This is a genomic window from Floridaenema flaviceps BLCC-F50 (genome assembly GCF_041929275.2).
In the GTDB taxonomy this organism is placed as follows: domain Bacteria; phylum Cyanobacteriota; class Cyanobacteriia; order Cyanobacteriales; family Aerosakkonemataceae; genus Floridanema; species Floridanema flaviceps.
Genome location: NZ_JBHFNR020000002.1, coordinates 746953 through 767611, shown reverse-complemented (window position 1 = coordinate 767611; position 20659 = coordinate 746953). Strand labels below are relative to the sequence as shown.

Annotated in this window: 24 protein-coding genes; 12 read left to right on the top strand and 12 right to left on the bottom strand. The window is 38.1% G+C overall.

What is annotated here, in order from left to right; genetic code table 11:
- Nucleotides 1-56 precede the first annotated feature (56 nt).
- The 4 genes from ACE1CI_RS23500 to ACE1CI_RS23485 all read right to left on the bottom strand — a co-directional run bounded on the left by ACE1CI_RS23500 (nt 57) and on the right by ACE1CI_RS23485 (nt 3246).
- The gene (locus ACE1CI_RS23500; protein WP_413263178.1) at nt 57-1097 is read right to left on the bottom strand and encodes a glucokinase; all 1041 of its coding nucleotides are present in this window, start codon (nt 1095-1097) and stop codon (nt 57-59) included.
- Between the two features lie 4 nt (nt 1098-1101).
- The gene (locus ACE1CI_RS23495) at nt 1102-1740 is read right to left on the bottom strand and encodes a histidine phosphatase family protein (RefSeq protein WP_413263177.1); all 639 of its coding nucleotides are present in this window, start codon (nt 1738-1740) and stop codon (nt 1102-1104) included.
- A 94-nt stretch (nt 1741-1834) separates the two neighbouring features.
- Nucleotides 1835-2149, bottom strand: a complete 315-nt coding sequence (locus ACE1CI_RS23490) for a hypothetical protein (RefSeq protein WP_413263176.1) — start codon at nt 2147-2149, stop codon at nt 1835-1837.
- Between the two features lie 401 nt (nt 2150-2550).
- On the bottom strand, nt 2551-3246 hold the full coding sequence (locus ACE1CI_RS23485; RefSeq protein ID WP_413264205.1) for a cadmium resistance transporter: 696 nt from the start codon (nt 3244-3246) through the stop codon (nt 2551-2553).
- A 67-nt stretch (nt 3247-3313) separates the two neighbouring features.
- On the opposite strand from ACE1CI_RS23485, the gene ACE1CI_RS23480 reads away from it, so the two are divergent.
- On the top strand, nt 3314-3976 hold the full coding sequence (locus tag ACE1CI_RS23480) for a cadmium resistance transporter (protein WP_413264206.1): 663 nt from the start codon (nt 3314-3316) through the stop codon (nt 3974-3976).
- On the opposite strand, the gene ACE1CI_RS23475 is transcribed toward ACE1CI_RS23480, so the two are convergent.
- On the bottom strand, nt 3973-4770 hold the full coding sequence (locus tag ACE1CI_RS23475) for a sulfite exporter TauE/SafE family protein (RefSeq protein WP_413264207.1): 798 nt from the start codon (nt 4768-4770) through the stop codon (nt 3973-3975). The genes ACE1CI_RS23480 and ACE1CI_RS23475 overlap by 4 nt on opposite strands.
- A gap of 784 nt (nt 4771-5554) precedes the next feature.
- Here ACE1CI_RS23475 and ACE1CI_RS23470 point away from each other — a divergent pair.
- Together ACE1CI_RS23470 and ACE1CI_RS23465 are read left to right on the top strand one after the other, a co-directional pair.
- Nucleotides 5555-6391 (top strand): sulfite exporter TauE/SafE family protein, encoded by an 837-nt coding sequence (locus ACE1CI_RS23470; RefSeq protein ID WP_459564048.1) that lies wholly within the window; start codon nt 5555-5557, stop codon nt 6389-6391.
- A gap of 1 nt (nt 6392) precedes the next feature.
- On the top strand, nt 6393-6884 hold the full coding sequence (locus tag ACE1CI_RS23465) for a DUF1634 domain-containing protein (protein WP_413264209.1): 492 nt from the start codon (nt 6393-6395) through the stop codon (nt 6882-6884).
- Between the two features lie 3 nt (nt 6885-6887).
- Here ACE1CI_RS23465 and ACE1CI_RS23460 read toward each other — a convergent pair whose 3' ends face one another.
- Both ACE1CI_RS23460 and ACE1CI_RS23455 read right to left on the bottom strand, forming a co-directional pair.
- Nucleotides 6888-7160, bottom strand: coding sequence for a hypothetical protein (locus tag ACE1CI_RS23460; RefSeq protein ID WP_413264210.1), 273 nt, complete (start codon nt 7158-7160; stop codon nt 6888-6890).
- A 104-nt stretch (nt 7161-7264) separates the two neighbouring features.
- The gene (locus ACE1CI_RS23455) at nt 7265-8188 is read right to left on the bottom strand and encodes a LysR substrate-binding domain-containing protein (RefSeq protein WP_459564049.1); all 924 of its coding nucleotides are present in this window, start codon (nt 8186-8188) and stop codon (nt 7265-7267) included.
- 203 nt (nt 8189-8391) lie between these two features.
- Between ACE1CI_RS23455 and ACE1CI_RS23450 the strand changes: the two genes are divergently transcribed.
- The 3 genes from ACE1CI_RS23450 (at nt 8392) to ACE1CI_RS23440 (ending at nt 11389) form a co-directional block, all read left to right on the top strand.
- Nucleotides 8392-9897, top strand: coding sequence for an APC family permease (locus ACE1CI_RS23450; protein WP_413264212.1), 1506 nt, complete (start codon nt 8392-8394; stop codon nt 9895-9897).
- A 71-nt stretch (nt 9898-9968) separates the two neighbouring features.
- Entirely contained in the window at nt 9969-10679 is a 711-nt protein-coding gene (locus ACE1CI_RS23445; RefSeq protein ID WP_413264213.1) for a cadmium resistance transporter, read from the top strand.
- 59 nt (nt 10680-10738) lie between these two features.
- Nucleotides 10739-11389: a hypothetical protein gene (locus tag ACE1CI_RS23440; protein WP_413264214.1), complete on the top strand. Its 651-nt coding sequence runs from the start codon at nt 10739-10741 to the stop codon at nt 11387-11389.
- Nucleotides 11390-11766: 377 nt separating this feature from the next.
- Here the strand turns inward: ACE1CI_RS23440 and ACE1CI_RS23435 are convergent, their stop codons facing one another.
- Entirely contained in the window at nt 11767-12687 is a 921-nt protein-coding gene (locus ACE1CI_RS23435) for a cyclase family protein (RefSeq protein WP_413264215.1), read from the bottom strand.
- A gap of 420 nt (nt 12688-13107) precedes the next feature.
- Here ACE1CI_RS23435 and ACE1CI_RS23430 point away from each other — a divergent pair, with 420 nt between their 5' ends.
- On the top strand, nt 13108-13572 hold the full coding sequence (locus ACE1CI_RS23430; RefSeq protein WP_413264216.1) for a DUF7980 family protein: 465 nt from the start codon (nt 13108-13110) through the stop codon (nt 13570-13572).
- Nucleotides 13573-13585: 13 nt separating this feature from the next.
- Here the strand turns inward: ACE1CI_RS23430 and ACE1CI_RS23425 are convergent, their stop codons facing one another.
- A complete protein-coding gene (locus tag ACE1CI_RS23425) occupies nt 13586-14392 on the bottom strand; it encodes a prohibitin family protein (protein ID WP_413264217.1) in 807 nt (268 codons plus the stop codon).
- Between the two features lie 388 nt (nt 14393-14780).
- Between ACE1CI_RS23425 and ACE1CI_RS23420 the strand changes: the two genes are divergently transcribed.
- Nucleotides 14781-15221 carry an RrF2 family transcriptional regulator gene (locus ACE1CI_RS23420; protein ID WP_413264218.1) on the top strand — a complete coding sequence of 147 codons (441 nt, stop codon included), beginning with the start codon at nt 14781-14783 and terminating at the stop codon, nt 15219-15221.
- A gap of 96 nt (nt 15222-15317) precedes the next feature.
- Here the strand turns inward: ACE1CI_RS23420 and ACE1CI_RS23415 are convergent, their stop codons facing one another.
- Nucleotides 15318-15905 carry a helix-turn-helix domain-containing protein gene (locus tag ACE1CI_RS23415; RefSeq protein ID WP_496615739.1) on the bottom strand — a complete coding sequence of 196 codons (588 nt, stop codon included), beginning with the start codon at nt 15903-15905 and terminating at the stop codon, nt 15318-15320.
- Nucleotides 15906-15978: 73 nt separating this feature from the next.
- On the opposite strand from ACE1CI_RS23415, the gene ACE1CI_RS23410 reads away from it, so the two are divergent.
- The 3 genes from ACE1CI_RS23410 to ACE1CI_RS23400 all read left to right on the top strand — a co-directional run bounded on the left by ACE1CI_RS23410 (nt 15979) and on the right by ACE1CI_RS23400 (nt 18033).
- The gene (locus ACE1CI_RS23410; protein ID WP_413264220.1) at nt 15979-16995 is read left to right on the top strand and encodes a sulfate/molybdate ABC transporter ATP-binding protein; all 1017 of its coding nucleotides are present in this window, start codon (nt 15979-15981) and stop codon (nt 16993-16995) included.
- A 58-nt stretch (nt 16996-17053) separates the two neighbouring features.
- Complete coding sequence (locus tag ACE1CI_RS23405) at nt 17054-17521, top strand: YidH family protein (RefSeq protein ID WP_413264221.1); 468 nt, start codon at nt 17054-17056, stop codon at nt 17519-17521.
- Between the two features lie 80 nt (nt 17522-17601).
- Entirely contained in the window at nt 17602-18033 is a 432-nt protein-coding gene (locus ACE1CI_RS23400) for an RrF2 family transcriptional regulator (protein ID WP_413264222.1), read from the top strand.
- 238 nt (nt 18034-18271) lie between these two features.
- On the opposite strand, the gene ACE1CI_RS23395 is transcribed toward ACE1CI_RS23400, so the two are convergent.
- Nucleotides 18272-19303 carry an endonuclease NucS domain-containing protein gene (locus ACE1CI_RS23395; protein WP_413264223.1) on the bottom strand — a complete coding sequence of 344 codons (1032 nt, stop codon included), beginning with the start codon at nt 19301-19303 and terminating at the stop codon, nt 18272-18274.
- A gap of 107 nt (nt 19304-19410) precedes the next feature.
- Here ACE1CI_RS23395 and ACE1CI_RS23390 point away from each other — a divergent pair, with 107 nt between their 5' ends.
- Nucleotides 19411-19764, top strand: coding sequence for a DUF4864 domain-containing protein (locus ACE1CI_RS23390; protein WP_413264224.1), 354 nt, complete (start codon nt 19411-19413; stop codon nt 19762-19764).
- A gap of 16 nt (nt 19765-19780) precedes the next feature.
- Here ACE1CI_RS23390 and ACE1CI_RS23385 read toward each other — a convergent pair whose 3' ends face one another.
- On the bottom strand, nt 19781-20467 hold the full coding sequence (locus ACE1CI_RS23385) for an SAM-dependent methyltransferase (RefSeq protein WP_413264225.1): 687 nt from the start codon (nt 20465-20467) through the stop codon (nt 19781-19783).
- Between the last annotated feature and the right edge of the window lie 192 nt (nt 20468-20659).

The window sequence follows — 20659 nt, the reverse complement described above, 5'->3', positions numbered from 1 at the left end:
TACTCCTCACCCAAACAAAGGTGTAGGAGTAGCGATCGTACTTCCCCATTTCTCCTCTACAATCTATTAGCACAAATTGCCGCCCCAATTAACCCAACTTGGGGATTTAAAACCACATGAACTGGTATTTTTTCCAGTAAATTTCTCATGCGACCTTTGTTAATAAAACATTGCATGAAACCGCCTTCTTTAATTAGAGGTAGAATTTTCGGCGCAATACCTCCCGCCACATAAAGACCAGCATAAGGTAACAGTTTGAGAGCCAAATTACCAGCTTCAGCGCCATAAAGTTGCACAAAAGTTCGCAGAGTTTCTTCACTTAATGGATCGGTTTTTTCTGAAGCAGCTTTGCCAATAACTGCACCCGGATCGACTGTTTTTTCACTGCTTCCAGCTTCTTGTTCCCAAGTCCTAATAACTTCCCCAATTTCCGGTGATTCACTAGCAATTTTTTTGTCTCGTAAAAACTGATAAATCGAGACAATACCCATTCCAGAAACTACTCGTTCTACAGATATTCTGTCAACTTGGTGTTTTTCTAACAGGTATTTCATCATTTGAAATTCTAGTTCGGTGCGGGGTGCAAAATCAGTGTGTCCGCCTTCTGTACCAAACACTTGGTAACTGTCACCTGAAGGTGTTAAAAATGCCTGTCCTAAACCTGTTCCTGCACCAATTACAGCAATGGGTGAATCAGCTTGAAATTTGCCAGCTTGTAAGGTATGTAAATCGGATTCTGTTAAACCCAAAATGCCATATCCTACAGCTACGAAATCATTAATTAAACTGATTTTGGGAATGCCTAATTCTTCTTGCAAGCGTTCTGCATCGAGAAACCAAACCAAATTAGTCAGTTTCACGCTATTGTTAACAATTGGGCCTGCGATCGCAAAACAAGCCTTTTCTGGCTGAGGTAAATAACCCAAATGTTCCGATGCTGCTGTCAGGAATTTCTGTACTATTGGCACTAAATCGGGGAAATCTTGACTCGGATAAGTCGCCTCATCTAAACTGTACATCGATCCTTCTGCTGGCTGTTCTACCAAACGCAGAATTGTCTTAGTACCACCAATATCGCCTGCTAAAAGTAACGTCATAAATCTAGTGGAAGCGGATTACTTTTTCAGTTTGACTCAAATGGGAAGTATCGCCATTAAGTTCCATTATCCATTGTCGATCGCGACGGACAATTTTTACCAAACAACACAAAGAAGCATTGATTTCTGGTGTTCCGCCAACTAATCCTTGACTCGTTCCCACCACAGATGCGCCATGTCCTACTAATAAAATATCCTCGGTAAATTCAGACACAAGTATTTTTGCTATTTCTGCCGATCTTGCCATCATTTTATCAACAGTTTCCGGGTATTCGGCAATCACTCTAGAGGTATAATTTTGGTCAATTCTGGGAAATTTTTCTTGCAATTCAGCAAAAGAAAGTTTTTCTGGAAACTCTGTCATCCAGTCAGGATTTAACCATTCACTTAACCCAGATTCCACTTTAATTGGTAAATCTAAAATTTCGGCTACTTGATTAGCAGTTTGTATAGTTCTTAAGAAAGGAGAGGCAAAAATATGAGCAATCTTTTCTCCTTTTAAGCGTTCTCCTAATTGCCTTGCTTGAATAACTCCATCATCAGAAAGTGGCGGATCGTAACGACGTTCTGCGGTTAAAAACCAATCGGGGTTGACAAAATCTAAGCGGTTTCCGTGACGGGCAATCCAAACTGTTTGTGACATAAAATAATTAGATTTACGATTGTATTACGGGTAACAATTACCTAAATATTTTCTGCAATTGCACAAACTAATTGTACCGCATCTTCAAAATAGATTACTTATATTTCTCCTCACGCCGTTCTTGCAACATTGCTTCTATTTCTTGGTCGCTTGGAGGCAGGTTATCCTTTTTTAGTAAACCACGTAAATCAGTTAAGGTTCCTGGTGGTATTGCTGGACGAGTTTGAGTACCTGTTAGTGGTGAATTATTTGTTTTAGCTAATCCAGTCATTCTTTCTATTATGTCATCTGGTATTGGTGGACGGGGATTGATATCGTTATTGATCGCTCGCACAATTGCCTCTACTAATTTTAGGCGATCGCTCACCGACAATTTATCAGCTTCCCGCTTTAATTCCTGCCAATTCATATCTTTTACCTCTCTGTTTGCCATTCAATATAGCAGTTATAAGTAGGTGTAAATAAATAAAGTGAAAATAGTTATCTATCAATGGGGCGGGCAAGATGCCCACCCCACAAGATTTTCAGCTTTCTTGTGGGGTGGGCATCTTGCCCGCCCTTGTTTTACTTTATTTAGATCTACCTACTTATTTGACTCTTGAATATTCGCCTTTTTTGAACAGCTGTTTGGCGGTATTGCTTCGACAAACGTGCCGAGTTTGGTGAAAACTGAGAGCAGGTTATGTCTGCATTCTTTATTTCATCCCAAATTCGAGTTAAAATCCCTTGATAATTAACCGCAGAGGCACAGAGGACACAGAGGGAAGATAGAGAAGATATCGGTGAACACTAACTCGCATTTGGTATCAATTAGCCAATTAATTCATCATTTTCCGATTCTTTTTTAACTAAAACCACCAAACAAAGACAACTAAAAAATAGTTTTGTAAAATTCAATACTTGACTATCTAAAACTATAAAAATACCTAATATAATCAAGAAAACAGCTACAAAACTATTGCAATAAGAAGTTAGTAACCGAGCAACAGTTAAATTATCTTTTAGTTTTTGGGCTGCATAGCACCAAACCCCTAATAACCAAAAAAATATGCTTATAATTACTAATAAATTGCTGAAAGAACTATGAGCAAATAAAGGTACATAAACACTAATATTATCTGTTCCATTAGCAATTGTAAGTGCTGCTACAGTATAAGTTTGGGGAGAAATCAAGTTATTAAGAATAGAGTTTATACTTAATTCCGTTGGTAATTCTACTTCCGATAATTCATCTTTTTTATTTAATAGACGATCGAGACCGAGAATAATGGGAATGAAACCTAATAACCCGATCGCATATTGGGTAATGACCAACCTGCCTAAAAAACCAGGTAGACTAGTAATTACTAATATTGTAAAGCCCATATATTGACCAAAAAGAATCTGCTGATAGCGAAAAGATGGATTTTTTTGCGAAAACAATAACAACAGAATAGCTAAGTCATCAATATTAGTGGCACAGAACGCTGTTACACCTGTAATAATCGTCGTTAATAACCCACTCATGGCGACAATTCCTAAATTATTGCCAAATTAATATTAATATTAAAAGGAACTTCTTTCATAAATCAACATGACTAGTATAGGGACAGCTATTGCCGAAGGAATCATCTCTTTTGCAGCCACGAATATTGATGACATCATTATTTTGCTGCTACTATTTTCGCAACTGAACGAGAGTTTTCGGCGGCGAAACATCATTATTGGTCAATATCTTGGTTTTACGATTTTAGTTGCTGCTAGTTTACCAGGATATTTCGGTGGTTTGGTAGTGCAGAAGGAATGGATTGGTTTGTTGGGATTACTACCGATAGCTATTGGAATTAAACAATTAATCGATCGCGACAAGGACACTGCACAAGTACAAACTGTAAGTAACGACTTTCAACAAAACTTACCCAGGAACTCATTGACGGCTTTTATTTTCAGTATTTTCAATCCGAAGACTTATCAAGTAGCCGCAATTACAATTGCTAATGGAGGTGACAATATTAGTATTTATATTCCCTTATTTGCTGGGCAGAATGTTAATGATTTACTAATAATTTTGGCAGTATTCTTTATCATGGTGGGTGTTTGGTGTGGAATTGCTTACTCATTAACTCTGCATCCTGATATCGCTTATGTGTTGGGTCGTTATGGTAAGCCGATCGTACCTTTTGTATTAATTGGATTGGGTTTATTTATTATGTACGAACGAGGAACTTTTGAACTGTTGCGATCGGCATTCAATTAAGCTTGATTAATTAGTTTCCAACTAACCATTGTTAAAATGCTATAAATAATCATACGTAGTGCAGGTTGTGGGGTGAGTTTGCAGAGTTTTGCACCAACTAAAACCCCCGGTACTGTACCTAACCAAATTGGCAAAACTAAGCCCCAATCAACCGTTCCTAAACCTAAGTGTCCCATCGAAGTAAACACTAATAAAATAGAAGCTTGGGAAATATCTGTACCGACTAATTTCTGCGAATCAAGGCGGAAAAAAGTAATTAATGCCAGCGCAAACATTGAACCAGAAGCTACGCTAGTTAAGCCAACTAAACAACCTAAAATTGCGCCAATTCCCATCGTAAACAACCGACCAGAATTAGTTGTTAAGTCAAATTTGGGCGGAGAAGGTAAATTTAATTTAGGCAAAAATAACTTTAATAATGATTGGGTTATGGCTGAAAAAGTAACTAACACCATCATGGTGCCAATTAAGCGAAGTAATATAGTATCTAAATTTAAACCTTCAATTTGTCTGAGTAAATATAAAAGTCCGATTCCAGAAAGCGATCCAGGTACACTTCCCAAAGCTAACCATTTGACTACTTCACAATCCAGAGTTTTTTGCTGCCAATGCTTAACGCTACCAATTACTTTCATTAACGTGGCAGCTACAACATCAGAACTAACAGCGATCGCAGGTGGCACTTGAAACAGGAAAATCAACATTGGTGTAATCAGCGATGCTCCGCCAATCCCTGTCAATCCGACCAAGATGCCTACTATAAAACTCAGTGGTGTTAGTAATAAATAACTCATATAACTCCCCTACTCCGAATATAACCTCCGAAACTACGGTCGCCGAGAACTTTACCTAATCTTTGCGATCGATTATCTTGCACTACGATTCGGCTCATTTGCAACTCTTTTAGGTTTTTTGAATTAACACCGTTAACTCGACCGACTTACCGTATTTTATCAGAACTATTACTAAAAAGCTATAGATCGTAGTATCTGCCTATACAGAATTGCCCAAAAGCCTATGTAGATCGAGCAAGCAGCAATTTAGTTCTCAATAATCAGCTGAATAATCAATCACTTCAAATTATCAATTCAGACATAACCTGGTTTTATCAACCACAATTACGGGAAAACCAACCGAGAAACCTGATTTGCTTCTAGAATAGTGATAATGTAACTAAGTTGACAAAAAAGAGTGATTATGTATAAGTATATTTTATAGATTACTAAATTGGTAATATTGTGGGGATTTAATAATAGTAAAAAAATCCTCAAAGTAGTTAGTAATTCTCTTGATTTTTACCCAAGTTTAATTTAGTATCTTTATTCATGAGTAAGTAAGAAATCAATGAAAATACATCTATCCTTAGAAACAATATATAAGCACATGAGTAATTGGCAAATGACATATTATCAATAAAGGAGAGTAGTGAATACTCCATATATCTATGGATGTAAGGAATTAGCTCTACGCATTACTAGAATAGTTAACATATACCTACTGGTGCTTTACAGCTATTTTGGAACTATCTAAAGCTGACATTGCTAAGTAGTAAAAAATTCTAAAAAAGAGGTGCGAACATTGAATATTTGGGAATTTACTTTATTAGTTTGGATAGGTTCATTTACTGCTGGCTTTGTGGGAGCATTGACTGGCTTAGGTGGTGGCGTAGTTATTGTTCCCTTATTAACTTCAGTATTTGCCGTTGATATTCGCTATGCGGTTGGTGCTTCATTAGTTTCTGTGATTGCAACTTCATCCGGTGCGGCATCTGCTTATATTAAGCAAGGTTTTACTAATTTACGGTTAGGAATGTTTTTAGAAGTAGCGACAACAGTGGGAGCATTAATTGGTGCTGCGATCGCGGCATTTATTTCCGTCAAAGCACTAACTATTGTGTTAGCAGTTGTTCTACTTTATTCAGCTTATTTATCACAACAACCACGTCCTGAACAGCTAGAAAATGAGTCAACAGATGGGTTAGTAAGCTATTTAAAACTCAATGGTACTTGTCCAACTCCCAACGGACTAATGCCTTACCAAGTTCACTCGGTTCATATAGGATTTAGCGTGATGGTAGTTGCGGGAGTAATTTCCGGTTTATTGGGTATTGGTTCGGGAGCATTTAAAGTATTAGCAATGGATCAAGCAATGCGGTTGCCATTCAAAGTTTCAACAACTACAAGTAACTTTATGATTGGTGTCACCGCAGCAGCTTCGGCGGGTGTTTACTTAGCAAGAGGTTATATCGATCCAGGACTTTCCATGCCTGTGATGTTAGGAGTATTACCAGGTGCTTTATTAGGCGCAAAAGTTCTAGCAGGAGCTAAAACTAAAGTTTTAAGAATAGTTTTTAGTTTAGTTTTGGTATTAATGGCTTTGAAAATGGTTTATAACAATTTATTAGGGGGGATTTAAAATGCAAAAATTAGCAGAGAATGAAACAGTTGGATTTAATTTACTTCAGGAAGATTTAGACAGGGGGATAAATGAATTTACCCATAAATGTGAGATTGATGAGGAGATAAAATACAGCAAAGCCAAAAGAGAACAACAACTAGGATTGTTACTCAGCAATCTTTTAAAATATGGAGTTTTTCTAGCTAGTGCTGTTGTTTTAGTGGGAGGGATTTTGTATTTAATACGTCACGGTACTGAACCTGCTGATTATCGAGTTTTTCATGGAGTACCATCGGAATTTCGTTCTCCAGAAGGGGTAATTAATGCAGTATTAGCAGGTCGTCGTCGAGGGATTATCCAATTAGGTTTATTGATTTTAATAGCTACTCCGATCGTGCGTGTAGCAATCTCGTTTTTAGCTTTTCTGCGTCAACGAGATTATGTCTACATCGTGGTGACTTTGCTGGTGTTATCAGGATTAATTTACAGCTTGATTGGAGCGTATCATTAAAATTCAATCGGGCAGTGCAAATTGAGTCAAATTCTGCAAATTTAATCGGATTTGATCGAATAAGGAAGTTGCGATCGCATCTAAGCTCTGAGTTGTTCCAACTGACAAGATAGCGAACATGATTAGGCTGAGAACACCAAGGGTAAAAGCGAGAAATCTTCCCCAACATCCAGGATTAATTTCCAGAAATAAAAGTTTCGATTGTCCGACTATAGAAATTAAAAGTAGAACCAATCCAGAAATTAACAAAATAGTATTTAAGGAGGTGCTAGTCATGGTAAAAACCTTTTTTAGTTACATTTTATTTGGTAGACTTTTCCATTATAGCTACCATTCAATTCGGTTTTTAAAACAATTAAAACTAGGTGGGAGCGGAGATTTTAAATTAATGTGATTAACATTTCTTCAAAAGCTTTGGCAAGTCGAGTTTGGAAACGCTGTTGATGCTTTAACTTTAAAATTGGTCGGACTATATCCAATTTTTGGTTCAAATTGTTGACGTTATCGATGATGGGAATTGAGCGTAAAGTACCAAGCTGTAATTCTTTTTTGCTCATCAATTCGGGAATAGCGGCTGCGCCTACACCATTTTCTACGGCAGCCTTGACCATTTCACTGCTAGTTAAAACCAAAATTACTTGCAACTCACTCGGATCTATGTTCCTATTTTTTAAAGCTTGTTCAAACATTTGTTGTGTTCCCGAACCAGATTCACGCATTACCCAATCTGTTGTGAAAAGTTCGTTTAAAAAAATGCTTTTTCTTTCAAACCAAGGATGGGATTTACCAACAACAATTTGTAAGCGATCGCTTCCCACCACTTCTTTATCTAAATTCTTTTTCACAGATGGTTTAACTTCCCCTGCCATTAATCCAATATCAAACAACCCCAATGCCGTTCCTTCGCAAATATCATCAGCATTAGCCAAAGTACAGTTAACAAAAATACCGGGATACAAACGCTTAAATTGGCTAATCTTTTCTGGTAGCCAATAGTTGCCAATAGTTAGGCTAGCGCCTAATTTTAATTCACCCCTTTGGAGGTTGTTTAATTCCCGCAATCCCCGTTCTGTTAAAGCAACTTGTTCGAGAATTTTTTTTGCCTCTATTTGTAGTAATTTACCTGCTTCTGTAATTTCAATATGGCGACCAATGCGATCGAATAATCTCACCCCATATTCTGCCTCCAAACTTTGAATTGCTGCACTAACAGCAGGTTGAGTAATGTATAAAACTTCTGCTGCACGAGTGAAGTGCAAATGTTCTGCTACGGCTAAAAAAATTCGTAGCTGATCGAGGGTCATTGATGACATTTCCTACCTCAAAACCGTACTTTGAAAACTTCCATAAATTCAATTTATGAGTTTAACAAAAAAGAATGTTTGATTTATACAAAAAGGGAGTTTAAAGTAACAATGAGACACTTAGGATTTAATTCAAGCTAAAGCAAATATGCAAAAACCAACTTAGCAGAAATCCACTTCAGTAAATCAAAGGAAAACGTTAGATGACGACTAAAAAAATAAATAATCACAGTACTCACGGTTTAAAACCAGACTGCCTTTCTTTCGGAGAAGTATTAGCACAGTCCTTTGCTGTGATTGCACCTACCACAATACCAGCTTCTAATCTTGGCTTAATTGTTGCCCTGGCTGGAAATGGCACTTGGTTAAGTTTTTTGATTGGCTTAATCGGGTTAATTTTTGTTGGTATTAACATTAACCAATTTGCTAGTCGTTCAGCCTCTCCAGGTTCACTTTATTCTTACATTGTCAAAGGTTTAGGGCCAACAGCAGGCGTAATTTGTGGCTGGAGTTTAGTGCTAGCTTACTTATTTACTGGAATGTCTGTTTTATGTGGTTTAGCTAACTTTAGTAGCATTTTAATTGGTCATTTAGGGATTCATCCTTCCAGCATTACGCTGTTATCACTTGGCGCAGGAATTGCTTGGTATGCAGCTTATAAAGACATCCAACTTTCAGCAATGGCAATGTTGTGGTTAGAAGGAATTACTCTCCTACTAATTTCAGTTTTAGGGGTAATTATTTGGTCACATACAGGCTTTGCTTTAGATTTACCTCAATTAACATTAGAAGGCGTAACTCCTGGTAACGTAGCAACAGGACTTGTCTTAGTAATGTTTGGTTTTTCTGGTTTTGAAAGCGCTACTTCTTTGGGTGATGAAGCAAAAAATCCTCTAAAAACTATTCCCAAAGCTGTAACTGGCAGCACAATTTTGGCTGGGTTATTCTTCATTCTCATGACCTACATTGAAATTTTGGGTTTTAGAGGTACAGGAGTATCAATTATTAACACCGAAGAACCTCTGGGTTTCTTATCGCAACAATTAGGAATGGGTTGGTTAGGAGAATTAATTGCCTTTGGTGCTTTATTTAGCTTCTTTGCTTGTGTCTTAGGTTGTATTAATCCGGCTGCAAGAATCTTCTTTTTAATGGCACGTCATGGATTATTTCATTCTTCTTTAGGGAGAGCACACTCCGCTAATAAAACCCCTCATATTGCAGTGACTTTATGTACTTTCATAATGTTTTTAGTGCCTGCTGTAATGTCTCTGTTTCACATTAAATTATTTGAAAGCATGGGTTATTTAGGGGCAATTTGTAGCTACGGATTTTTAACAGTGTACATTCTCATATCTATTGCTGCACCAGTTTACCTCCGCAATATAGGTCAATTGCGCCCTATCAATGTAGTAGTTTCAGTTTTAGCAATTGGATTCATGGCAATACCAGTTTTGGGTAGTGTGGGAATTCCAGGTAGTACACTTTTCCCAGTTCCAGAAGCACCTTACAATGCTTTTCCTTATCTATTTTTACTGTATTTAGTTGCAACTTGTGGCTGGTTTATCATGCAAAGATTTCGTTCCCCAGAAATTGTTACTTCAATGCAGCGAGGTATTGATTCAATTCACTCCCGATTTGAAAAATCTAACACCTCATACAGCAGTTCTCCGTTAAATGCAATTTCACTCGATCGGGAAGACTTGGAATAAATTTAGCCGATCGCTTTTAAATCATGACTAATTGACTAAACCCGAAAACTAACAAAAAGGATGAACTGTAAATGGATGGATTAATAACTGCAATTCCCACTGGATTAACAGCTTTTAGTGCTACCAACATTGATGATATTGTCATTCTCAGCCTGTTCTTTTCCCAGGTAAATACTAATTTTCGCCGTTGGCATATTGTTGCTGGACAATATCTCGGATTTACTGCATTAGTGATGGCTAGTCTTCCTGGTTTTTTTGGCAGTTTAATTGTGCCTCAAGCTTGGATTGGAATGTTAGGTATTGTCCCGATCGCGATCGGTATTAACAGCTTGATCGATCGCGATGATGATGAGTCGGACGATGAAGTAGAAACAGAACCTAAAAACTCTGTACTAACAAAGATTTTTTCTCCCCAAGTTTACGGTGTAGCAGCGGTTACTGTTGCTAATGGCAGTGACAATATCAGCATTTATGTACCACTATTTGCTAGCAGTACTTTGGCAAGTCTTCCGGTAATTCTGGCAGTATTTTTCTCGATGGTTGGTGTTTGGTGTTACACCGCTTATCGATTAACTCATTTACCTGCGATCGCTTCTACCTTGACTCGTTATGGTAAAAATATTGTTCCCTTCGTTTTGATTGGTTTGGGTGTGTTGATTTTGTGTAAAAGTCATACACTGGAAAGCAGTTCCTTAACTGTGATGACTCTACTAGCGATCGGCGGTTGTGTGCTTACTCAGGCGATTAACTATTGGCGATCGCCACAAGTCGAAAAAAATTAAACCCCCCTTCATCATTTCGATTTAACCTCAACTTTTTGACTAATTACAAGGAGATAACCATGAAATACTTGAAAATATTTCTTGTAGCTTTGGTAATTTTTGTTAATTTATTAGTTGCCAAACCTTCATTTGCTGACCCACCAAAATTCACTAAGAACCCCGACTACATCCAAGTCACTCAAGCATTAGATGAATTGTTGAAAGTTAAAGATTCCCCAGAATTACCAAAAGGTGTTACCCAAGAAGACATTCAAAAATCGATCGCAGATCTGCAATTTCAAAAATATGCTTTGGAATCCGGGATTAATTGGGGTCAATGTCGCAATGAAACCGGAAAAACCCTAGCTGTTTATGGTGCTAAACCCAAAAAATCGACCTCCACATTTGAAAATGCCATCTACTTTCTCGCAGATGGCGAAACCACCGATGATGAGTGGGATTGTGATGGAGTTTATTTACCAGGTGGAATCAAAATTGCAGGTTTAGGTAGTAACGGAAAAACACAAGAATTAGCAAATCCTGTAGCTGTTAAAATCCTTGATGGCACCCAATTAGTAGTCAAAATTAATCCCGACACAGGCGCAGTAGAATTAAACGTTCCTCCATCGGAAATTTTCAGCGCTGGTGATGCTAATTGGTTTATTCCCAATATTTCGCCAGACGCAATAGCTGCCAGAATTCCCAATGCACCAACAATAGAAAATGACTAAATAAGACCAAGAGAATAGCATTTTCAACTTTAAACAGCCAGGAGATTTTTCTTCTGGCTGATTTTTTGTAAACATTTAATTCAGATCTTGCACCAGTCCCAAAATCCGCCTGCCTTATCAATTCGCTTTTCTTATAGCTAAACTCCTCTAAAGAGGACTAAATACTTATAATTCTTATGCTTTGAGTCCATTTTAATGGACTTGAGCTATTAGCCCGGAAATTGATTTCCGGGCGGGCTAAAATGCAGGTGCAAGATCTTAGTTAAGCTATTAGGATTTACGCACTGACAGTATATATGGGGAAACGGTGCGTTACGTTAGCACGCTTCGCACCCTACGAATAGAGCTAACCGGGGGAGATGTCAAGTTATGCCTGTTCACCGGACTCGGACACCGAGTTTTGTATCCCAATGGAGCGGTTTATCTGCTTTTTGTAAAGGAGATTCTGGAATTTGACCCACCGACACGCCGTATTTCCAATCTGGGGGACAGATAGCGATATAGCGTGCATAGCCTCCCAAACCTCCTTTGAATTTAGGATATCCGATCGCCACCAGCGCCCCTGTTTCCGGCACCTTGTCCAGATTGGCGACTCCTTCGGCTTGGGTATATCCATTGTGCAACAGCCAAGCTTCTCCTTCCAAGGTGGGTGTACTATCTGTATCTAGGGGTTCGTGCCCGTGAAACAGAATCTGGCGCTGTAAGTGCAGGAACTTAAGCGCCTCTAGTGTCACCCCAGGAAACTTAGTCCTAGTAGCCAGTTCGGGGTTGGGCCATTCTTTAGACCAGTCCGATCGCACAAACACCACCGAACCAGAAGGAATTCTACCGTGCCGACGCTCCCAATCCTCAATATCCTTGACTGTGAGATGATAGTTGCGATCGCGTGCTACTTGCTCCTGCATCGGAATCACCACCAAGGGACGAACCGCAAAGGTAGCAGGTAACTCATCAAGCGCTGGATAATCAGGATTCCAGTGTGCTGGCGGATCTAGCTGAGTTCCTAGCTGATCGGTGGACAGGTCGTAATGGGTAGCTTCAAAGCCATCCTTTTGGTAATTGTATGGCTGACCTGTTTTTGGGTTAATGGTAGGTTCAAACTTAGACGGGCCAAATCCAGACCAGACAGGAATTGCAGGAGTAATTGTATGAGTAAGATCGACATATTTGGCTGAGGAGAGCGACTGTTGGTAAACCTGCCACAAAGTCGGTTCTGGGCGAGGCTGTGCTGCATTGATGGAGAGGCAAACAATTAGGCTGAAAAAGGTTACTAACAACAAAACTCCTAATTTTTTCATCTCATCTAATCCAATGAAAAGCTTGATTTGTCATATCAAATAGAAAAAAGAATGCCACAAATCGGAGATCCCCCTAAATCCCCCTTAATAAGGGGGACTTAATATCAATTCCCTAATATTTTGCTACAAATCAATCCCCCATCTCCCCGTCTGGAGGATCTGGAGCGTCAGCCATCTGTAGCAAACTAAAGGGAAACCATATAAAACCGAGTCTTGTTCCCCCCTTAATAAGGGGGGTTAGGGGGGATCGAGTCTTGTTCCCCCCTTAATAAGGGGGGTTAGGGGGGATCAAGCATCTGTAGCAAACATTTAGGTATAAAAACTGTTTAGTAAAGAAACCCAGTTTTTCAGTATCTTCCACTGGACTTTTACTTTTTTCTGGTTTAATATACGGTAAACCGATTGGGATTAAGGGTTTATATGGAAAGCAGCCAAAAAGTTGGTCAAGAGTTGAATATTGCTAAAGCATTGAACCCAGAACAGTTACGCCAAAGAATGTCTAAGGACTTTGCCGCAGTTTTGTTCAAAAAGCTCAAAGGTGGATTTTTTCTAGTTATTGGCTTTTTGCTTTCACCTTTGTCTTGGTGGAATGACTTGTTTTTTAATTTGCCGATCGCCTACGGTTTCGGTTATCTCTGTAGCTTACTGTCACCAACATTACTATTACCTTGCACAATAATTGGTTATTGGATCTCCTGTATCGCCGGAATTCTACTCATGCAAGCTGGAGTTATGGACGTTTTTCAAGACCAATCTAAAGAGCGTAATTTCAAAAAAGAATTATTGATGGGTATAGCTACTTCCACTGTCTACACCCTAGTAATTTTGGCACTCCTGCAACTAAAAATTCTCGACACTCCCTTAGAACTTTTCGGTAATTTGTAGTTGATGAGAAACCTTACTTTTGCAAAGTATTTACTAATTGACTCAAATCCAACACTTTTGGCCCACCCTCACCAATAATTAGAGGTAAATTCCCATTCCACTTTTCTATAGCTTGCTTCGCTAAAACTTCCGTTGTCAGAGTTTCGCGGACTAATCTTTGTGCTTCCGCCTCTCCCTTGGCAAAATTAACTTTAGCTTCCGCTTCCTTGCTAGCTTTAAGTGCTACAAACTCTGCTCTTTTTGCTTCTTGTTCAGCAACTTGTTTAGCTTCCACAGCATCACCAAATCGTTGGGAGAAATGCACATGAACCAAGGAAATATCATCAACTGCAATGTGATAAGTTATTAGTCTAGTAGTTAAACTATTATCTACTCCAGTTTTTACTTCTTCCCTTCTAGTAATAATTTCTTCTGCTGTGTATTTCGCCATCACAGCTTTAAGTATCTCTTCCACTGCTGGGTTAATTATTTTATCTATAACCGCTGTTTCATCTCCAATCTGTTGGTAAATTAAGTTAGCTTCTTCGGGGACAATGTGCCAATTAAGAGCAACATCCGTAAAAACATCCTGTAAATCTTTCGAGGAAGCTTCTGCGGATATTTCCTGTTTTTGTACTTGGATACTCAGTTTCTTAACAGTATTGACAATGGGAATAATTAAGTGAATCCCTTCTCCGAAAATATGATTCTGTACTTTTCCAAATCGCATTAACACTCCTCTCTCTCCAGCATTAACAATTACAAAAGGGGAGAAAAAAATTAGAGATAGTAGCAGAAAAGCAATTATTTTGCTGGCTCTTTTAAAAGTTTTGTTTTTCATTCCTAATCTGTACCTGGCTATTAAAACCCCTGTTATAAATATTATCTCCAAATCAACCTGGAAATTACCCAATATTTCTATTAATACTGAACTTAAAAAATAGTGAATAATTTTAAAAGATTATAGTATAATATTTTAAATACATTAAATTGAGCGATTAATCGTAGTTTGTTCTAAATAATATAAATATCTCATAAGGCTTGCTTTTTACACAAATCAGTAGAGACTAAAGCTGAAGATGGTTATGAAGCAAGTTAAAGTAGCTTTTTTGTAATTTTTTCTTCCAAATACCGGATAAGAAAAAAAGTAAAATTTAGCGATCGTTCTTAAAATACACAAAATCAATCGTCAAAGTGTGGTATGAATATAATTCAGTGTTAAAATTAAAATGATGAAACTATCTGCTAAAGTAAGATATGGTTTATTAGCCTTGTTGGAACTAGCCGATCATTACCAACAAAGCAGTTACTTACAAGTAGATGAAATTGTTGCTGCTCAGAACATTCCCTATCGTTATTTGATGCAACTGTTAATTTCCCTGCGACGTAGTGGGATTGTTCGATCGCATCGAGGAACAAAAGGCGGTTATTGTTTAACTAAAGCTCCAGAAAATATTACTTTATTAGAAATTGTCGCTTGCTTAGAAGGTATTCCTCAGTTAGACAAATCAGGTCAGGGAACAGCTGGATCTTTAGATAATTTATTAATTGAAGATATTTGGTTGGAAGCTAACCAATCAGTAATGGAGCTTTTTGCCAGCTATTCTTTAAAGAGTTTATCTGATAAAAGAAAAAAGATACGTCAATCAAACCAAATGTACCATATTTAATTAATTCATAATAATCTACCTCTTTTAACCGTTAAAAAAGAGGTATCTAGAATTCTATTATAAATTCTACAAACACTTATAGCTAACAAGATTTGTCTAAATTTCGTAATGCCATAATTCCTCTTCTTTAACCAGAAATCTATGTAAAGAAAGGCGTTCAATTAAACCTTGTTGTTCCAATTGAATTAAGACGCGAGTCACAGTAACGCGAGTGGCACCAAGCATTTCTGCAATATCTTGATGAGTTAACCGTACATCAATTAAATGCCCGTTTTTAACTTCATGACCAAACCTTTTTGCCAGCCAACTTAATAGTTTAATCACCATCACCTCGGTTCTTTTGTAGCTACGAATTAGCAGTAATTCTTCAGCTTGTTTAATATGCGCCAATAAAAGCTCTGTGATTTCTTGCCACTCTTGGGGGTGAAATGGGATTAATTCTACTTTGGTTAAGCACTCAATTTGGTAAGCTTCCACCTTTGACAAAGCTTTGCCAACGATATCTCCAGGTCCCCAAATTCCCAAAGTAACTGTTGTATCGTCTTCTAACCAAGTGGTTGCTTTGACAACGCCTGACTCGATTTTCCAAAGCTGGTTTGACTTGATTGGCAGTATTGAACGGGGACTGAATTGTTGCCGAATTGGTTTTACAGATTGTTTCGTTGAGAGTGTTGTAAAGAGCATGGTAGTGTAAAATACTGTTTGTCGATGTATTTAGCGTAGTTTTAACTATAGCAGTTTCTTGTCAAGGCACAATATGGGTATCAAAGTCGAGAATGTTTCTAAACGATTTGGCTCTTTCCTAGCCGTTGATGGGGTAAGTTTGGAAGTGAAAACAGGCTCTTTGGTGGCATTGTTAGGCCCGTCTGGATCGGGAAAGTCCACATTGTTGCGGATGATTGCCGGGTTAGAACTTCCTGATACTGGTAAAATCTGGTTGATTGGCGAAGATGCTACTTACCAGCCTGTGCAGGAACGCCACATTGGTTTTGTGTTTCAGCACTATGCTTTGTTTAAACATTTAACAATTCGCCAAAATATAGCGTTTGCTTTGGAAATTCGCAAAGTAGCTAAAAATAAGATTCAGCAGCGAGTTGAGGAACTTTTGCAGTTAGTTCAGTTGGGGGGTTTAGGCGATCGCTATCCTTCTCAACTTTCCGGTGGACAAAGACAAAGGGTAGCTTTAGCTAGAGCATTGGCAGTACAACCGAGAGTTTTGTTATTAGATGAACCTTTTGGTGCGTTAGATGCCAAAGTCCGAAAAGAATTGCGGAATTGGTTGCGAAATCTGCACGAAGAAGTGCAAATCACAACTGTATTTGTTACCCACGATCAAGAAGAAGCAATGGAGGTAGCTGATGAAATTGTGGTGATGAATCAAGGTTGTGTGGAACAAGTTGGTAAACCATCAGAAATTTATGATAATCCGGCAACTCCTTTTGTGATGAGTTTTCTTGGGCCAGTGAATGTTTTACCAAGTAATGCAGGCTTTTTACCTAGTAATAAACGGTTCACAGAAAAAGAGCAAATTTTCTTAAGACCTCACGATGTTTTAGTTCAGCTACAACCAGTTAAAGGTGCGGTAGCTGCGAGAGTTGACAGAATTATTTATTTAGGTTGGGAAATTCGCGTCGAGTTAGTTTTGGAGTCAGAAGAAAGAGTAAATGCTTACCTAAGTAGAGAGCGTTTTCTGCAATTGCAATTGCAGCCAAATCAACGAGTTTATGTGCAATATAAGAAAATCAAAATTTTCCCCGATCCGGTTCTGAAATAAGAGTTTTGCACCTAAAAAATTAATAAGTGCCAATCGTTAACCTCCAATTTTTAGACTTATGGAACCACCCCAAGAAACTAGCGATTATCCCAAAACTATTGAGCCGTTAGCACAGGTGAATTCTGAATTAGCCGCAAAAAAAGCTGTAACCAGGGCAAAAACAAGTTCGGAGCGAACCAGAGATCATTTAGCCAACGAAAGAACCTATTTGGCATGGATGCGAACTGCGATCGCTCTGACAGGTTTTGGAGTATTAATTGCACGCCTACGCTATTTGATTTCACCTGATGTACCAGGAACAGGTTACGGTTGGGCACTCGGCTTACTTTTTGCCGGAATTGGTTTACTAACAGTCTTACTTTCAACCCAGCACTATTTTTGGGTTTTGAGTGCAATTGATGCCGATACTTACCAACCTTCAAAACGGTGGGTAATTCTTTTTAGTTTAGTGGTAATGCTTTTAGGAACAGGTGTAATTTATGTTCTTTTAACTATGCCAACTAATTTAAAATTTTCAATATTTTAAAAAGCAAAAATTGTTTTGTTCATTTATTTAACAACGATATCATGTTAGATTCTCCCCCAAACAACCAAACTTACAGTCTTATGGAACTATCTTCCAAGCTGGAATATGCCTTGTTAGCACTTATAGAATTAGCCAGCCATACGACTAAAAAAGTTCCGTTAACTCTTAGTGAAATTACAACTAAACAGCCAATTCCTGAACGTTACTTAGAACAAGTTTTTACTAGTCTGCGACGTGGTGGTTTAGTACAAAGTCATCGTGGTTCTAAAGGTGGCTATGTATTAAGCCGTGAACCTTGGGAGATTACTGTATTAGAAGTTGTGATTTCTTTAGAAGGTGAGCAGAGAGAGAAAAAGCGATCGGATTATTGCACTGTAGAAAAGGAAACAATTTATAAAGTTTGGCAACAAGCTAATTCTGCTTCCGAAGCAATTCTCAGCCGTTATACTCTTCAAGATTTGTGTCAGCTGAGGGATGAGCGTAAACATAATAATCCTATGTATTATATCTAAACTAGTTTGAGGTACGTTGTTGCGCTTTAGCGCTAAAGCGCAACAACGTACCTAACAATCATAATTTTTATTGTGATAGATAGAGTGTTAAATTCATTTGATCTTTGCTAATTGTTTGATACTAAATCCGGGTTGATTACCCCCTTTTTATTTGAACCGCGAAGACGCGAAGAGCGCGAAGAAAGAAGAAGAAGATACGCCAATCGGGTTGCTAACACGGATTTGGTATCAGCTATATTTATAGCTTTTTCCGCCACTCTTCTAAGCATGAGTCAACCAAAATTTCTAAATTTTCATAATTGTCTATAGTCGCTAGATCTTTTCTGTAATATCTTAGCTCTATTTTATAATGCTCTATTTGCATTACAATTTTTACTTTGAGGAATCCTTTATTTGCATAACCAATATGTGAAACAGTTTTCCAATTAGTGAATATTCTGGCTCTAGCGCGGCTTGGTCTTTGCCTTAAAAAAGGTAGCCAAAGGAACAAAATAGCCTCATTTGAATTACTATTAAAATACAATTCTGCACATAAATTTTGACCTTTACCATACTTGAAATTTCCTCCATTAGCTGTTTCCTGCATCCGTTGATCAAAACTCAGAATTTTCTGCCGAATTTTTAATATTTGCTTTTGTTCTTTATCAGTACATTTAGCTAGGCGGTTAAGAAACGCTCTAGGAGGATCAGGTATATTATCCTTAGTTTCTTGTTCTTGAAACGGAATCTCTAATTTTGTAACTTTCTCATTCTCCAAATCTTTCAACTGAAGATAGTACTTTTCTGACTCTGCCAAAATCGTAAATTGCCCAAATTCAATAGACAAATGGTGATACTTTCTATCAATCAAATTATCTCGATGAAAACTTGGTGCAACAGCAATCAACCGCACAGGTTTTTCATAATCAATTTGCTCACTAAAAGCCTTTTTTTCGCACAAAGCATGATAATAGCGAGTTAGCTGCTGCACAACATATCTATCCTCAACATTCTTCAATTCCAAAACCACCAACTCTTGACTTTCACCCAAAGCTAAAATATCGCAAAATTGCCCATCTACAGAATATTGACGCTTCAGAGGAGTTAACCCAAACAACTGAGGTAAATTTAACCAGACAAAATCTTCCAAAGCAGCTTCGCTGGCAAATTCCCAACCTGTGCCAGTTTTTCTTAAACTAACTAAATCTAACATTCTGTCAGCACCATTAAAATCTGTTAAATTTAGTATTCCCACAGATAGACAAAATTTAACTAACTGGTAGAAGGTCAAATTATTAACCTTTCTTAAGTTTTCTACCTAGCCAGTAGCGGTTAGCCTTTCTATAATTTAAGTAAACTGCCCTATTAGTAGTGTTTATAGAAACAAAGGCAAAACAGATGCAAATTACAGATAGCGATCGCGCCGCCATCCGGTTTGTTATCGAACGCCAACTGGAAGCATTTCAGCAAGAGGATGCCATTACCGCATTCTCACTTGCTACCCCAGGAATTCAAGTTACCTTCCAAACCCCGGAAAACTTCATGGAGATGGTGCGTTCTTCCTACGAAGCAGTCTACCGTCCTCGTTCTGTGATATTTGAAAACCTGGCAATAGTCAACGGTGCTTTGGCGCAACCAGTATTGGTACTCGATCCCGAAGGAAACCCCAGAAGGGCGCTTTACCAAATGGAAAAACAACTCGATGGTAGTTGGCGAATTAATGGTTGTTTTCTGGTTCCGATCGAAGTATAACCATCTATTTAAAATTTCACTTGGGCGGACATACCTTTAATATTTGGTTGCCGCCTTTTTGAAATTCATACAACACCTGTTTAACTTCCACAGTATAACCTTGCATTTCCAATTTGTTAATTACAGCTTCTAAAATTGGTGATACTTCTCCCGATATATTTAAAATTGGAAAAATTCTCACTTCTTTAGCAACCCGACACATTTCTCGAATCGCTGCTAAATGGAATTCTTCTAAAAGTTGATCGGAATAAGTAAACAGGAAATGCGAGCATAAAGCTAAATCAAACTGACAATTATTAAAAGGTAAAACTGGCAAACCATGAGGCAAATATCGCCCTTCTTTTAGTCCAAAGTCAAAATCTGCCAAAAACTTTGCCATTGCTGCCATGCGTACCTGTCCTAAGTGTTCAGGAGAGGTAATTTCCTGCCACACATAGCAATCTAAATTAGCTTTCACGCCATTCACAACTGCTGAGTAAGTATCTTGAATTCGCTGCCTAATTTCATCAGCAGTAAAATAGTAAACCGGATCGCAAGATATGACATTATATCCTTGCTCAGTCATTTCCGCATTAAAACTAGCAGGGCCACCAGCACAATCTAAAATATTTAACTTTAACTCATCTGTAGTGAGATTAAACATTCTCACATATTCATCCAAACTGCGACCCCAAGGAATGACATTTTCCAGTTTTAAACCCACTGAATCTTTTCTCCCAAACAACATAAAAATAAGGGTAGGAATTACCCACCCCAAACAAGAGATTATCAAAAGCTGATGATTAATTCAACGATCGCTTTTCGATCGACTTAGCTAAGGATCTTGCACCTGCGATTTTGGCCCGCCTGCGAATCAATTCGCAGGCTAATAGCTCAACTCCACTGAAGTGGACTG

What these genes read in the sequence shown, in the direction of transcription:
- ACE1CI_RS23500 (WP_413263178.1), bottom strand. Translation starts at nt 1,097, where the DNA reads ATGACGTTACTTTTAGCAGGCGATATTGGTGGTACTAAGACAATTCTG.
- ACE1CI_RS23495 (WP_413263177.1), bottom strand. Translation starts at nt 1,740, where the DNA reads ATGTCACAAACAGTTTGGATTGCCCGTCACGGAAACCGCTTAGATTTT.
- ACE1CI_RS23490 (WP_413263176.1), bottom strand. Translation starts at nt 2,149, where the DNA reads ATGAATTGGCAGGAATTAAAGCGGGAAGCTGATAAATTGTCGGTGAGC.
- ACE1CI_RS23485 (WP_413264205.1), bottom strand. Translation starts at nt 3,246, where the DNA reads ATGAGTGGGTTATTAACGACGATTATTACAGGTGTAACAGCGTTCTGT.
- ACE1CI_RS23480 (WP_413264206.1), top strand. Translation starts at nt 3,314, where the DNA reads ATGACTAGTATAGGGACAGCTATTGCCGAAGGAATCATCTCTTTTGCA.
- ACE1CI_RS23475 (WP_413264207.1), bottom strand. Translation starts at nt 4,770, where the DNA reads ATGAGTTATTTATTACTAACACCACTGAGTTTTATAGTAGGCATCTTG.
- ACE1CI_RS23465 (WP_413264209.1), top strand. Translation starts at nt 6,393, where the DNA reads ATGCAAAAATTAGCAGAGAATGAAACAGTTGGATTTAATTTACTTCAG.
- ACE1CI_RS23460 (WP_413264210.1), bottom strand. Translation starts at nt 7,160, where the DNA reads ATGACTAGCACCTCCTTAAATACTATTTTGTTAATTTCTGGATTGGTT.
- ACE1CI_RS23455 (WP_459564049.1), bottom strand. Translation starts at nt 8,188, where the DNA reads ATGACCCTCGATCAGCTACGAATTTTTTTAGCCGTAGCAGAACATTTG.
- ACE1CI_RS23450 (WP_413264212.1), top strand. Translation starts at nt 8,392, where the DNA reads ATGACGACTAAAAAAATAAATAATCACAGTACTCACGGTTTAAAACCA.
- ACE1CI_RS23445 (WP_413264213.1), top strand. Translation starts at nt 9,969, where the DNA reads ATGGATGGATTAATAACTGCAATTCCCACTGGATTAACAGCTTTTAGT.
- ACE1CI_RS23440 (WP_413264214.1), top strand. Translation starts at nt 10,739, where the DNA reads ATGAAATACTTGAAAATATTTCTTGTAGCTTTGGTAATTTTTGTTAAT.
- ACE1CI_RS23435 (WP_413264215.1), bottom strand. Translation starts at nt 12,687, where the DNA reads ATGAAAAAATTAGGAGTTTTGTTGTTAGTAACCTTTTTCAGCCTAATT.
- ACE1CI_RS23430 (WP_413264216.1), top strand. Translation starts at nt 13,108, where the DNA reads ATGGAAAGCAGCCAAAAAGTTGGTCAAGAGTTGAATATTGCTAAAGCA.
- ACE1CI_RS23425 (WP_413264217.1), bottom strand. Translation starts at nt 14,392, where the DNA reads ATGAAAAACAAAACTTTTAAAAGAGCCAGCAAAATAATTGCTTTTCTG.
- ACE1CI_RS23420 (WP_413264218.1), top strand. Translation starts at nt 14,781, where the DNA reads ATGATGAAACTATCTGCTAAAGTAAGATATGGTTTATTAGCCTTGTTG.
- ACE1CI_RS23415 (WP_496615739.1), bottom strand. Translation starts at nt 15,905, where the DNA reads ATGCTCTTTACAACACTCTCAACGAAACAATCTGTAAAACCAATTCGG.
- ACE1CI_RS23410 (WP_413264220.1), top strand. Translation starts at nt 15,979, where the DNA reads ATGGGTATCAAAGTCGAGAATGTTTCTAAACGATTTGGCTCTTTCCTA.
- ACE1CI_RS23405 (WP_413264221.1), top strand. Translation starts at nt 17,054, where the DNA reads ATGGAACCACCCCAAGAAACTAGCGATTATCCCAAAACTATTGAGCCG.
- ACE1CI_RS23400 (WP_413264222.1), top strand. Translation starts at nt 17,602, where the DNA reads ATGGAACTATCTTCCAAGCTGGAATATGCCTTGTTAGCACTTATAGAA.
- ACE1CI_RS23390 (WP_413264224.1), top strand. Translation starts at nt 19,411, where the DNA reads ATGCAAATTACAGATAGCGATCGCGCCGCCATCCGGTTTGTTATCGAA.